Origin of the sequence: Shewanella sp. KCT (assembly GCF_007636505.1) — a bacterium.
Classification (GTDB): Bacteria; Pseudomonadota; Gammaproteobacteria; order Enterobacterales; family Shewanellaceae; genus Shewanella; species Shewanella halotolerans.
Genome location: NZ_LVDJ01000003.1, coordinates 444,462 through 457,791, shown reverse-complemented (window position 1 = coordinate 457,791; position 13,330 = coordinate 444,462). Strand labels below are relative to the sequence as shown.

Below are 13,330 nucleotides of genomic sequence, written 5' to 3'. Positions count from 1 at the left end.
TTAATGCATTTTTCTTGATGCTTTATGTTTGGCTAAGGCCTCAGCCAAAGATTGCCCTTGCACGACTTCGGTGTTTACAACCTGGCGATCACCTGCTCGCTCTACGATGGTTTTGGTGATTTCAGGTACAACCGACTTCATGCTCTTCGCCAGCGTTGCAACAACCGCATCTGACAAGGTGCGCTTATCTTCAGCCGCCACCTCAGTCTTCATGTTGACTTCAAACACACCGACATTGCCTGCATCTGCGTCGTTGATTTCTATAATGAGTTTTGCCATCGAATTTACTCCTCATTCCAGCGCACGGTGACGCCATGAAATTGCACCGCGCCAGAGCGACGGCGAATCCCTTTAATGTTCTCGATGATGTCTACCGCCATGGCCTTAAGCTCTTTGGTTGGGCGGTCGATATGTATCACCTTGTTTTTACGACTCAGCACCTTCATACCGCGCAGGCGAAGGGCACTAACAACATTTATGTTATTGGCCATTTTCATCACTCCCATTTGCTTGCTGTCGCAGCAGCTTGTTGTATCTCAGCCCTAGCGCCTGTAATTCGTCCTTTAATAAAGAGCAAAGCTGACTTAGCCCCCCACCATCACTTTGTGATTGACGCTCAAGGCGATTAAAAACAGCATCAGCGCTGTATCGCTTAGGAGCGTTATTGGATGAGTAGTCACTATTAATGGCTATACGCTTGAACTGCTGTATTTCAGGCTGTGTTGAATGAGGGCAACCACCTCGACACGCCCGATAGATACGCAACTTAATGGGGTTGCTAGTTACAGTGTTGTTTTGGTGCTTATCGCATTGATGCAAAGGTATCTCCCCCATAATTGGGCAGATCACAGTGCTATGCATGTAAGCTCCTTCCACCAGTTTTTGCATACGCTGCATATCACCTGGGTAGCACTGATTAATCAGCTGACTAATCACGGTTTTTGATACACCAAGCGTATTGGCTACACGCTTTTGCCCCTGTTCCTTAGCTTTTTCTGCCAGTATCTGCTGCCACTTACTCATCATTCAGCTCCTTGAATGGGTAGAAGGTTTGACTATTTTGATCCCACACTCCCTTAGGTTGTGTCGTGGGGTACAGGCGACCTAAATCTTTAACGAGAATGTATTTCACGCATGAATAGCCATTAGGGTTTAGAAACCGTCCCTGCTTTCGGATCACACCACTTTGCTCTAAATGCCACAGGTAGCTGTGAATTAACGCCAATGAAGCATCAGTGGTCGTTTGTAACAGCTCGACATTAAAGGTCCGGTGAATCCTGATGGTGTTCCATACTTGCTGTGACCGAGTACCGTTTTTTACCCGTCGATCCTTTCGGCGATGGGCCATAGGCAACGGTAATTTCAACGCGCTACGCGCGATACACACTCGATAAAGCGTGCCTTGATATTTGTTCCGCTTATCAACAACCTCAATGGCTTGATTTCGAACTAATGTGCGGGTAAAACCCACAATTTTATGAGTATTGATATTTAAAACTTGCGCAATTTCTTTACAGCAAAATGTTTGCCTACTGCACATCAACCCCCAAGCTTGATGCCTTATAGAACCTTGGGTGACAGGGCTTTTCATAGGTTATCCTTATAATTCTAAGTAGCGCACAAACGAATATTAACGACGGCTATGATTAAGGAATAACTGACCGTCACCCCATACCTCTCGATCGACATAGTCGAGGTCGTTAGATAGAGCGAAGCGTTCAATTTTGTCGAGTGCAATGAGCGTTCGGCGCACCTCTCCACCGCTGCGTTGACGTATGTAATCAAGCATGTCTTCACCGACCTCGATATCGTTTTCAAACAGCTCAGTGGCAAACAAATTAACGTCTTCGATATCCGCTGGCAGAAATTCCACCCACTCGCTAATACGGTTGAACAGTTGTTTACGGTGGCTGATGCGACGGGCTATCTCCTCCATACCAACCAGCACAACTGGCAGCTCGGTGGCGTCATAAATATCGCGAATGGTTTCCATCGTTTTAGACTGACCAACAATATGATCTGCCTCATCAACAAACAGTGCTATTTGCTGCTCGTTCATGGTGTTGATGATGTAGTCGAGCGACTTACGTAGCGGAAATATAGGCTCGCTGCCCAGCTCCTTAGTCACTCTGGCTAAGAAGCTGCTAGGAGTATCGGTTGCACAACAACGAACAAATGCGGGTAAGCTTCCCATGTTGGTGAGCTGGTTCACCATGTAAGTGACTGTGGTGGTTTTACCAAATCCGCTCGCACCGTGAATCAAACCAATACCTGGTGTGATATCGCTACGGCTCTGCAAATTAGCAAACATGTCTAAGGTTCGTAGGACATTTTTTACTTCTACTGTTTTACGCTTCATAATGACATTCCTTTGGTTTACTAGGTGTTGTTAATAAGGCCTGTTAGCCTTGGGTTTGAAAGCTGGGCAGCTATTTCACTTGGCGGTGTGGCTGCTCAGCTTTTTTCAAAATTCTGTCCAATCTATTACGCTGCAATACGTTGTTTAGGCGGTACTTCTTAAGCCACTCCAGCTCTTTTTCGGTTAACGCTCTAAGGAGTGAACTTTCGGTAAGGAGTACGGCTTTTTCATGGTCGCTACGCACGATGCGCGACTCTTGACCTGCCATCGCTTCTTTGCGCTTGGCAAGGGCTTCACGCTGACGCTCGATAGCGGCTAACTCAACCTCGCTCAATTGATGCTGCTTATCGCCTGTCGCGGCCTCCAGCCCAGCTATAGCGCTATTGTTGTGCCCGGCAGTACGTTCGAGATAACTGAGGCTGGCGCGCTGTAACTTTTTCTGAGCCAACTCATCGGCGTACAGAGAATCAATGCCAAACTCTTCCTGCAGGCGCTTGGCCGACTTGCGAAATGCAGCAAGCTCTTTCTGGGTCTGTTTACGGCGCTCACGAAACTCGGTAGGTGCAATGCCTCGATTGACCAAGTCCATGTTGACTGCGTCAACATAGGTATCCCAGGCATCAATGGGATACAGCGTCGCGCGGCCGATATCGCAGGGGTCGATAAACACCCGCACGGTTTGACGCTGCCAGGCTGCCTCCATCAGCTCGGGCGCTGTGTATTGCACCCCATCAGCCTTGACGCTACCGCGAACCACTTTGGCGGTACCGATAAAATTGAGTAGATGATCGAGGGTATGTGTATTTACAATCGTGCGCTTGCGATAACCTGAACTGGCATAGAGTTCAAACGGGGTTTTGCCCGTTTTATCGTGTGGTACATGGTTATAGTCGAACTCAAGGTAATCGTTCAGCGCCTGCTGCAACTGCTCTGGGGTTAATGCCAGACTCAGGCGCTCAGCCTCAGCCTGCTTCTTGCCCTCACCTATGCGCTTGGCGAAGTTATACATGGCTTCGATTTGCTGGCGATCGCTGATGCTATGGCCTATATAGCCAGGCATTTTTTCCATTAACACCCGACTCATGGTGCCGAAAAAACGCTCAATAAAGGGCTTTTCCCAGCCGCTAAAAGCGTTGGCTTTAGATATGTCTAAATCCAGCAGGTTAAAAATGGTGGTTGTACGATTGGACACATAGTCGCTACCGTTGTCGGTACGCATAATCGCGCCCTCTTCTGGCAACCCCCACTCCAGCAGGGTTTTACGCAGCAACAGGCAGATAGCCTCACTGTTAGAAGTGGGGGCCACAATCAACTGTACACGACGGGTAAAAGCATCGATCACTGCAACGATACTGTGACGCTTGAGCTTACCGTTGACGTTTAGCTCTACATCCGTTGGCGTAGAGTCGAACTCCCACACCTGATTAGGCCCATCAATATGCGGATACATACGCGCAAACAGCGGGCGGTATTTATCTGTGTACTGCGTTGGATTAGTGGTAAAGGCATGCTCAACCTCAAACTTAACCGCATACTGTGTTAACCAGCGTTTAAACGAGCTGATTGACGGCAGTTCCCAACCATAATCAGCTGCACGCACCAGTGCCAAATCGCGAACCTTATTGGCCTGTTTGAGCAGGTGTGGCTTTTTGGTGATCAGAGCAGTTAAAAACTCATTGAGGCGAGGCTGTTCGTCTATTTTTGACTGTTTAACGGCCTTGTACTGATCAACTAAGCCGATAATCCCTTGCTCATGATAGGCTTTGGCCCAGTAGTAAACCGATGTTTTTCCCAGCTGTTTAATGTATTGACGAACATGCATGTCAGTCAGAATTAAACTGGTGTTAAAAGCCCGAATAAAAGCATTATTACCATCGGTTTTATTGCCCGCATCAGCATAAGGACCGATGAACTCTTCATAGGCGACCACTACTGATTCACGCGCTTTAGCTTTAGCCTGCTTAGCTTCACTTAAACACATGAACTGCGCCATGCCGTCGGCTTTAGTGGTGATCCGTTGACTACGAGTCTTGCGCTGTTCTGCTTCAACCTGTTTTATCGCCGACTTGGCGGCAACAACTGCAGTGGAGGTACTTTGCTCTACCAATTGAGCTCGAAGATAGGCTTGGGTTTCGATGGGTAAGCTATCGATGTGGTATTCAAAGCCTTTGCCTTTAGAACGTTTCTGCTTTTCCCATGCTTCCTTTTCTGCCTTAATCCTGACATTTCTATCGTTATTCGGAGTATGAGGAAGATCAGCAATTTCTTTCGCTGTAAACCACAATTTAGCCTTCATTACGAGTCTCCACTAGCTGCACACCAAGAGTCTCAGATAGGTCATTCATAATTGAGTTAGCGAGCTTGCGCTTAGGTTTCCTTCCTGTATTTGGAGCAAACCACTGAATGCATTTTTGAACAGTCCTTGGGTTGTACCCATGAGAAATAGCCCACGATCTGCAGCTCATCCCCTTTAAAAGAAGAGCCGCATGAATATGATTTGCTTTTTCTATCTGCATAGATAAATACTCGTGTTACTATAAAAAGTTACGCACCACGAACACTTTTTGGGTACGCTATAAGTTACGCACTGCGTAACTTATTGAGCATGATAGATCCGTTTATTACGCAGTGCAACGTTTTTTACGCGATCCGATACCGTTTTTTACGCACCCATTTAGAACCAAATTTCAAGGCATTGATTTTATTAACAATAAATTCAAATGGATCTACGTATGACTAATAAGATCAATGATCCGTTGTCCCAAAAGGGAACCGGATCCATTGCAGAAAGAGTTGACGAGGCAATAAAACCTCATAGCATCAGGTTGTTTGCGTCAAAAATAGATGTTTCAGAGGGGACTTTGCGTAGAATTTTAAAGGGCGAAGATCCTAAACTGAGTGTTACTGTTAAAATAGCTGAAGAGTCAGGCGTTCTTCTGAACTGGCTGGTGACAGGTGAAGGCCCTAAACATCCAGGTGAAGATCACAAACAAGTGTCATTAGAGCCTGTTGTCGTCCGTTGCGACGAATTCACTGAGGAGTTTGCCCTAATCCCCGGCTATCACATTAGCGCGAGTACTGGTCATGGCGAACTCAACCGTGGTGAGCAAGTAAAGCGCCACCTTGCATTTAGAAAGAAGTGGTTAAATTTCCGTGGGCTTTCACCCGATAAGCTAGCAGTTGTGTTCGCTCACGGTGACTCTATGGAGCCAACCATTCATAGCAACAACTCGCTTTTAGTAAATACTGCGGACACTAAACTAACTGATGGTTCCATCTTCGTCTTGCGTTTTGGTGACGAACTCTACGCCAAGCGCCTGCAAAAACGCTTTGATGGCGATATCAGGCTAATTAGCGATAACAAAGAGTATGAAGATCAGATAGTAAAGGCAGATGAAATCAGCCAACTGAACATCATCGGTAAGGTAATCTGGATAGGAAAAGATCTTTATTAACGAATGGGTCATGCAGGCCCATTCACATTTTCAAAACTAAGCGACTTCTCAAGTAAAGGTGCGGGGAATTTTCAAAATCTAACGATTTTATGATTTTTGACTTTATCTCTCTTCCCAAAATCGCAAACCCGCGCCCAGCCTGAATTTCTCAGCAAATTTTATCTGATCTCGTCTATTCTCGGTTTGATCATCAATATTCAATACCTAACGACTGGTTACAAAAGCCGCCAAGTGGCGGCTGATGGGATAGAGAGGCTTCCCTGTTGAGAGGCCTCACTAATGAGAAGAGTGACCTATTTCAGAGTCGAAAGATAGGCAAGCAGATCGGCCAACTCATCGGCGCTGCGCTGCTTATTGCTCACCAGATATTTACCGTTCACCAGCAACGAAGGCACCCCGCGGATCCCAGATAATTGCGCCTGAGTATCATAGTCGGCGATCGCCAACTTGTTATCTACCGACGCTAGCGCCTTGTCGACCTCTGCCTTAGACAGGCCCTGCTCGACGAAAAACTGACTCAGCTCCTCCTGACGCTTAAAGGCGCCGTTACCCTCATGGATCCGCTTAAACAGATTGCCATGGGTCTGTTCGGTCACATGGAACTTCTTCGCTAGGTAGTAGGCTTCCTGGCTCAGCTGCCAGGCCGCGCGGCCGCCCGCCACCGGTGTGCGCTCAAATGCCAGCTTATCACCCAAATCGGCCTTTAACTTGGCCACGGCCGAGGTGATCAAGCCATCCTGACGATAACAGTGGGGGCAGTTATAGGAGAAGAACTCGCGCACCACAGGCTGATTCACCTCAGGGATCCCCGCCACCTTCACATAATCGACCCCTTCGACATACTTAGCCTGAGCGCTAACCTGAAAGGCGGCCAGGGCGATAAATAACAGACTCACATAACGACATAGATTCACGACTCTTTTCATAACCAACTCTTCTTATTATTGAAAAATGTTTGCTCCCCAGGCTTAGCTGAGGCTATTTATCTTGCAATCTTCTCTTACCATCTTCTCTTACCAGGGCCTGGACTCATAAATTCAATCAAATACGCTTCGGCCTTTTGGACGCTAATCTTCAGGAACATTAGGCTTCACAAACACTGGCTTTCACAAGCATTAGCCTAGCAATGGGCCAGCATAACTAAGGGATCGGTAAACTTATACTGATAGTTTAGCTCCCGGGTGATAAGGCCTCCATCGACGCGTTTATCTTCAGCTAAGTCTCCCTCTATAAAGCTTGGCGGCGTGAGCCCCAACTGAGTCGCCGCCTTTTGATAAAATTCCGCCTTGGTGGGATGCAGCGGCGCGCAGAGATTATAGGCTGGCGATAAAGGCCCCTCAGCTTTCAGCAGCGAGGTCACGGCACCAATACAATCATCGAGATGCACCATATTCACCGCCAGGTTACCACCAGGCACATTCTCTCTTCCCGCCAGGAATCGCCCTGGATGCCTTTTGGGACCTATGAGGCCGGCGAAACGCACGACGACGCAGTTATTGTTAGACTCGCTACCAGCAGAGTGATTGTTAAACACGCCACCTGCGGAGTTAGCACCAGAGAAGAGTACCTCGGCGGCCAGCAAGGTCTCACTCGCCGGGCTGTGGGCCTTAGCATCGTTCTCGACGCAGCCACTGCCTGAACGGTCGCCACCGGCAGGATAGACACCAGACGTGCTGATAAAAATGATGCGCTGATATTCGTGGGTGCCCATTAACACCTTGAGGCGCTTGAGGCGATCCAGATAGCCGTTATCCCCACGGCGAAGTCCGGGGGGAATGTTGATCACTATGGCATCGCAAGCGAGGCCTTGGGTTATCGCTTCACGGGTCTGAGAGGACAAACCCTCACTCTCGAGTGCTTCTAAATCCAGCGCAAAGCCTGCGATTCCATCGGCTGATAAGGCCTCGGCCTCCTGTGGCGAGCGTTTGGAGCCCGTGACCTTTAATCCTTGGCTCACTAACTCCTTGGCCAAAGGCAGACCAAACCAGCCGCAGCCGACGACGGCAACAGAAGTTATCATCTTGAATGCTCTAAATTAAAATATTTTGACTTGAAACCAGACTTCTAAAATAACGCAAGGGGACTAGGGGGTGCCAGCAAAATAAAAACTAATTCCACTGTCGGCCTGTAACACGCGCATTGCACCTTCGGTTAATTCTTCAAGCTTAAGCACACTATCGACAAACACCTCCTCCTGACTGAGGAAACGCAGGCCCGGCTCGCTGCCGTCGGGATGACAGGCCCACACCTGAGGCTGTTTCACCGATTGAGTGGTGACCATCACCTTGCCGACATCGCCATCGCTGAGACGCACCAGAGTGCCCGGCGGATAGATCCCCAGCAATTTAACCAACACGGCGATCAGCGTCTCCGAATGTTTCCCCGCATGGTTCTTAAACAGATAACCCAGGGCTATCTGAGGCGAGCGACTCTCTTCGGCCCACAGCTGACCGTCATAATCGTTCGCCAGGCTCACCAGCTGGGTGATGATGGGGATCTTCTTCTCTGTCAGGCCGTCGGGAAAACCAGAGCCATCGATAAACTCGTGATGATGCAAGACAATACTGAGCACCGCCTTATTAAACAGGCCCGTCTTGTTGAGCATCTCGTAGCCAAAGTTGGGGTGCATCTTGAGGAAATTGGCTTCGGAGGCCGTTAACGGTGTCTTCTTGCGCCGGATAGACTCGGGTACCTTGAGCTTTCCTATGTCGTGGAACAGACAGCCCAGCGCTATGTCGCGCATATCCGATTTTGGCAGCTCCATGGCCCTGGCGATCATCAGCGCCAATACCGCCACCGAGATGCCGTGTTGGGTGACGCTATTGTCACTCTCACCTGCGGTCACTAACGCCAGGTGGGTCTGCTCATACTCAAACATATGCTCGATGAGCGACTCCACCAGCGAGGCGGCCTCACGATAGGCGCCCTCGGGATCGCTGGCTATCTTGCTAAAGGTCGAGCGGCACTCGTTGACACAATCGATGAAGCGTTTCTGACTCAGACGCAGGGATTTACGCACATTGCGTTTGGCTTCTATGATGGGATCCACCACCTCTTCTGCCTTTTCAGCCTGCTCGTCCCCCTCATCATTCTCCTCTTCCAACAGTTCTTCGCCCGACACCAACAGAACATAGGGCACGCCAAGACTCTTGATCAGCTCTATCTGCGCCTCTTCTTCAATCTTGATGCGGTTAAAAAGGAACGGATGGTTTTTCCAAGACAAGGGTAACTTAACAGTGATACCTGTTTGTAACTTAGACAGGGGTAATTGTATCGGCTCAGTTCTGGCCACTCGAAGCAACTCCATTGATTTTCCCCATACCCATTGGGTCCCCTGCTCCAGATCTGGATGCGGGACGATCCCCTAAGAATATGAAAAGCAACCTAACTTTAATAACATAACTATAGTCAATAGCAACTCAATTTGTACAATCTGTCATTAAATTGACCACTTACGCACAGATTGACGCCAAAGTGCACCGAGAGACAATTAGCTGCTGGTTATAAGATATGCAAAAAATCTAAACTAAGATTGAAATTATTTATTGTATACAATATTCAATTGATGTTAGTATGCTTCTGTTCTTTAGAGATACGTAGCAACCCCGGATTATGTTTCTTTAAAGAGTGTTGCTGTCAATTGTCCTTAATATAAGTCCTGTGAATTTGTTGTTTTTCACATTGATTTATAAGGTATTTTGTAACATTCCGATATCTTGAGACTGAATTTTCATTCAATAGAGATATGCTTAGCGCTGCATCTTGCAGCGCTTTTTTTTGGCCGGGACTCACTAATCCGTCTGATTGCGCCAATCCTGCAGGTAGTATTTAAGGTGCTTCGACTTGGCAATATAGAGCAGGCTCCAGAAGAGAAACAGCGCGTCCAGGCCAAAGCTCCAGCTATAGAGAAAATGGTTATGAATCAGGCGCTGCAACAAAAGGCCAGCATCTACCATCAAAAGCGCGATCAGCAGAGGTTTAAGTTGATTAAAGGCGGGTCTTAACCAGAGTGGAGCGCGTTTACGCTCGGCGATCACTAATCCATAGAGAAATAAGCCACCGACGCCTGCGGCCAAGGCCATCAGAAAGTCAGACTTTTGCGGATAGATGAGGGCGACCAAACCGGCTCGATCGCTGGCCTGAGTCAGGGAGGCGATAAACACGCACCATCCCCGGGCGATAAAGGCCAGCATCAGGTACAACATAAGCGGCGGCTTAAAGTGTCCCTTATCGTCTAACCAATTAATATGTCCAAAATTCAATAGTGTTCTCCCTCCCCCGTTTCTCTCTATATGGTGATGATGTCGCGGATTTCAACATCTGATAACAATTGGTGGCGGTGAACGATAAAAAAAGCGCCATCTCTCGATGACGCTCTCGTTTAACTTCGACCTAATTTAGTCGGCTAATTCACACAGCCAATTTAAGAGCCTAGGATTGCCAAGAGCTCGGCCTCATCGATCACCTTCACCCCAAGCTCCTGCGCCTTGGTCAACTTTGAGCCAGCAGCCTCTCCAGCAACCAAGCAATCGGTATTTTTCGAGACGCTGCCTGCCACCTTGGCACCTAATGCCTGCAGCTTAGCCTTGGCATCGTTGCGGTTGAGTTGCGTCAGGGTGCCGGTTAATACCCAGGTCTGCCCCTTCAGGGAGAGCGCCTCTTCAGCAACCTCTTCGATGTCGGGCCAATGCACACCGGCCTGCAGCAGGCCGTCTATCACCTCAAGGTTATGGGGCTGCTCGAAGAAGTGCACCAGATGCTGGGCGACAATCACCCCCACATCGTCAACCTTCATAAAGGTCTCGGCGTCCGCCTGCTTGAGATGCTCAAGAGTCTTGAAATAGTTAGCCAGGTTGGCGGCGGTGGCTTCACCCACCTCCCTGATCCCCAGCGAATAGAGGAAACGGGCAAAGGTGGTTTGCTTGGCCGCTTCCAGGGCATTGACCAGATTGGTAGCCGACTTCATCCCCATACGATCCAGCATAGTGATCGCCGAGGCGGTAAGCTTGAAGAGATCCGCAGGGCTGGCCACCAGCTCCTTATCGATCAGCTGGTCCACCACCTTATCGCCCATGCCATCGATATCTAACGCCTTGCGAGAGGCGAAGTGCTTGATCGCCTCCTTACGCTGGGCCTCACAGTAAAGGCCGCCGGTACAACGGGCAACCGCTTCACCCTCGACGCGCTCCACGTCGCTGCCACACACGGGGCATTGCGGCGGAAACTGAATCGGCTGGGCATCGCTCGGGCGCTTCTCGGGCACCACGGCAACGACCTGAGGGATCACGTCACCGGCGCGGCGGATGATCACGCTATCGCCTATCATCACCCCGAGACGGGCGATCTCATCGGCGTTATGCAAGGTGGCGTTGGAGACGGTAACCCCGCCGACAAAGACAGGTTGCAGGCGCGCAACCGGGGTCACGGCGCCGGTACGGCCCACCTGGAAGTCTACCCCTTCGAGCAGGGTGATCTCCTCCTGGGCCGGAAACTTATAGGCGGTGGCCCAGCGAGGCGCCTTAGCCACGAAACCAAGAGTCTGCTGCTGGGCGATATCATTCACCTTAAGCACCACGCCGTCTATCTCATAGGCCAGCTCGCTACGACGGGTCAGTATATCCTGATAATAGGCCAGCACGGTCGGGATATCCGCACATACCTTGACTTCACTGCTCACCGGACAGCCCCACTCTTTAAGCTGCATCAACTGTTCGAAATGACTAGCTGCCAGCGGCCAGGTTTCCGGCTCCACCACGCCCAGAGCGTAGGCATAGAATGCCAAGGAGCGACTGGCGGTGATCTTGCTATCTAACTGACGCAGGCTACCGGCGGCGGCATTACGCGGATTGACGAAGAGCTTCTCGCCCTTGGCGCGGGCCTTGTCGTTGACCGCCTCGAAGGCCGCCTTAGGCATAAAGACTTCGCCGCGCACCTCGAGTAGTGGCGGGAAACCGCTGCCTCTGAGTCTCAATGGCACAGATTTGATGGTGCGTACGTTCTCGGTGATGTCTTCACCGACGGTGCCATCACCGCGGGTGGCGGCGCGCTCAAACACGCCATCGCGATAGAGGATACTCACCGCCAAACCATCGAGTTTAGGCTCACAGCAAAATGCCGGCGCCTCCGGCAGCTTATCGCCGACACGCTTATAGAAGGCGTTGAACTCCTCTTCGCTAAAGACGTTATCCAGGCTCAACATGGGCTTGAGGTGAGTCACCTGATTAAACTTGCTCAGGGCCTCGCCGCCGACTCTCTGGGTTGGCGAGTCGGCCAGCGCCAGCTCGGGATGCTCGGCCTCCAGCTCCTGCAGGCGACGCATCAGACGGTCATATTCGGCGTCGGGAATTGAGGGCGCGTCATCGACATAGTAGCGATAGTTGTGCTGATTAAGCTCGTCGGTTAACTGTTTAATCTCGTCTTGTATGGCTTGCATGATTTCTTATCCAGTTTAAGCAACAGAGGCCGCTCATGCGGCCTCTATCTTGAATATCCGATTAGGTATCACATCTGCGCGCGAATGCGCTGCAGGTAAGACTGTTTGGTCTGCTCGCTCCAGGCGCCACGACCACCGTCGAGCACTTCGCCGCCGAGATCGTCGGCAAGCTGATGGGCCGAGTTAAGCATGATGGAGAAATTCATCAGAGGATCGCCATAGCAAGGCAGCGTCATAAACAGCACTATGCCCTGAGTGGTAAACTGCTCCATCTCATCTGGGTTGAATACCCCAGGCTTAACCATGTTAGCCAATGAAAACAGCACCTTGCCTGTGCCAGCATTATCCTCATGACGATGGAAAATATCCATGTCACCAAACTTGAAGTTAAGGGTCAACAGGCTAGGTAGTAGCTCGGCGCCATTGAGGGCCTCGCCCTCTTTAGCCACCACGTGCAGCACCAGTACATCCTGTGGATCGCCAAGCGGCGCCTCTTCGGCCACTTCTGGCGCTGGCTCTGGTTCAACAGGCACTGGCTCTACAGACGCAGGCGCTACTGACTGAGTCGCTTCGACTCTCGGCGCGGGGCGCACTGCTTCCTGCTTACGCTCGGTAACTGGGTCTTCAAACAGCGAAGGCTGCGCCGGGGCCTGACCCAGGCCAAGCTCCATCTGCTCGAGATGGGCGTCGCCAACTTCCTCGTTAGGAGTGGCCGACATCACCGGCTCTTGACGTGAACGCGGCGCCTTCTGCTTAGGCTCATCCGACAGGGAGAAACTTGGCGAGACCTCTGCTGGCTCGCTCTCTTGCGCGCGAGCACCGGCAGGTGTGGCACGGCTGGTCGAGGTGGCCTTAGGAATGCTGCGATCTTCGCCGTTATTTTTAATGACTCTTACAGGGCCAACGCCATCGGCGTCGAAACCGTCACTGTCACGTGTCTTATCTGTGTATAGCCCTGTCATGGGCGATTCTTTTAATGATTTAGGTTGCTGCCGCCTAATGGACCAAAAACCATGCACAAGTACCGCGATAATGGCTACCGCGCCTAACACGAACAATACCAGTTGCAAATTTTCCATTGAT

Annotated in this window: 13 protein-coding genes; 1 reads left to right on the top strand and 12 read right to left on the bottom strand. The window is 50.3% G+C overall.

Annotation, left to right across the window (positions count from 1 at the left end):
• From AYI87_RS06845 to AYI87_RS06820, 6 genes are all read right to left on the bottom strand, one after another.
• The gene (locus tag AYI87_RS06845; protein ID WP_144200697.1) at positions 1 to 279 is read right to left on the bottom strand and encodes a hypothetical protein; all 279 of its coding nucleotides are present in this window, start codon (positions 277 to 279) and stop codon (positions 1 to 3) included.
• A gap of 5 nt (positions 280 to 284) precedes the next feature.
• The gene (locus tag AYI87_RS06840; RefSeq protein WP_313955030.1) at positions 285 to 491 is read right to left on the bottom strand and encodes a hypothetical protein; all 207 of its coding nucleotides are present in this window, start codon (positions 489 to 491) and stop codon (positions 285 to 287) included.
• Positions 481 to 1,026: a transcriptional regulator gene (locus AYI87_RS06835; protein ID WP_144200693.1), complete on the bottom strand. Its 546-nt coding sequence runs from the start codon at positions 1,024 to 1,026 to the stop codon at positions 481 to 483. The genes AYI87_RS06840 and AYI87_RS06835 overlap by 11 nt, the downstream gene beginning before the upstream one ends.
• Positions 1,016 to 1,591: a hypothetical protein gene (locus AYI87_RS06830; protein ID WP_144200691.1), complete on the bottom strand. Its 576-nt coding sequence runs from the start codon at positions 1,589 to 1,591 to the stop codon at positions 1,016 to 1,018. Before AYI87_RS06830 ends, AYI87_RS06835 begins: the two co-directional genes overlap by 11 nt.
• 39 nt (positions 1,592 to 1,630) lie before the next feature.
• Positions 1,631 to 2,359 (bottom strand): AAA family ATPase, encoded by a 729-nt coding sequence (locus tag AYI87_RS06825; protein WP_144200689.1) that lies wholly within the window; start codon positions 2,357 to 2,359, stop codon positions 1,631 to 1,633.
• A 70-nt stretch (positions 2,360 to 2,429) separates the two neighbouring features.
• Positions 2,430 to 4,655: a DNA-binding protein gene (locus AYI87_RS06820; RefSeq protein ID WP_144200687.1), complete on the bottom strand. Its 2,226-nt coding sequence runs from the start codon at positions 4,653 to 4,655 to the stop codon at positions 2,430 to 2,432.
• 436 nt (positions 4,656 to 5,091) lie between these two features.
• On the opposite strand from AYI87_RS06820, the gene AYI87_RS06810 reads away from it, so the two are divergent.
• Complete coding sequence (locus tag AYI87_RS06810) at positions 5,092 to 5,814, top strand: S24 family peptidase (protein ID WP_222116770.1); 723 nt, start codon at positions 5,092 to 5,094, stop codon at positions 5,812 to 5,814.
• A 293-nt stretch (positions 5,815 to 6,107) separates the two neighbouring features.
• On the opposite strand, the gene AYI87_RS06805 is transcribed toward AYI87_RS06810, so the two are convergent.
• The 6 genes from AYI87_RS06805 to zipA all read right to left on the bottom strand — a co-directional run bounded on the left by AYI87_RS06805 (position 6,108) and on the right by zipA (position 13,326).
• Positions 6,108 to 6,740, bottom strand: a complete 633-nt coding sequence (locus AYI87_RS06805; RefSeq protein ID WP_144200681.1) for a thiol:disulfide interchange protein DsbA/DsbL — start codon at positions 6,738 to 6,740, stop codon at positions 6,108 to 6,110.
• A gap of 194 nt (positions 6,741 to 6,934) precedes the next feature.
• On the bottom strand, positions 6,935 to 7,834 hold the full coding sequence (locus AYI87_RS06800) for an SDR family oxidoreductase (protein WP_144200679.1): 900 nt from the start codon (positions 7,832 to 7,834) through the stop codon (positions 6,935 to 6,937).
• Between the two features lie 63 nt (positions 7,835 to 7,897).
• Positions 7,898 to 9,106, bottom strand: a complete 1,209-nt coding sequence (locus AYI87_RS06795) for an HD-GYP domain-containing protein (protein WP_409928965.1) — start codon at positions 9,104 to 9,106, stop codon at positions 7,898 to 7,900.
• 499 nt (positions 9,107 to 9,605) lie between these two features.
• Positions 9,606 to 10,076 carry a DUF2919 domain-containing protein gene (locus tag AYI87_RS06790; protein WP_011866173.1) on the bottom strand — a complete coding sequence of 157 codons (471 nt, stop codon included), beginning with the start codon at positions 10,074 to 10,076 and terminating at the stop codon, positions 9,606 to 9,608.
• A 161-nt stretch (positions 10,077 to 10,237) separates the two neighbouring features.
• Positions 10,238 to 12,247, bottom strand: a complete 2,010-nt coding sequence (ligA, locus tag AYI87_RS06785; RefSeq protein ID WP_144200675.1) for an NAD-dependent DNA ligase LigA — start codon at positions 12,245 to 12,247, stop codon at positions 10,238 to 10,240.
• A gap of 68 nt (positions 12,248 to 12,315) precedes the next feature.
• Positions 12,316 to 13,326: a cell division protein ZipA gene (gene zipA / locus AYI87_RS06780; RefSeq protein ID WP_144200673.1), complete on the bottom strand. Its 1,011-nt coding sequence runs from the start codon at positions 13,324 to 13,326 to the stop codon at positions 12,316 to 12,318.
• Between the last annotated feature and the right edge of the window lie 4 nt (positions 13,327 to 13,330).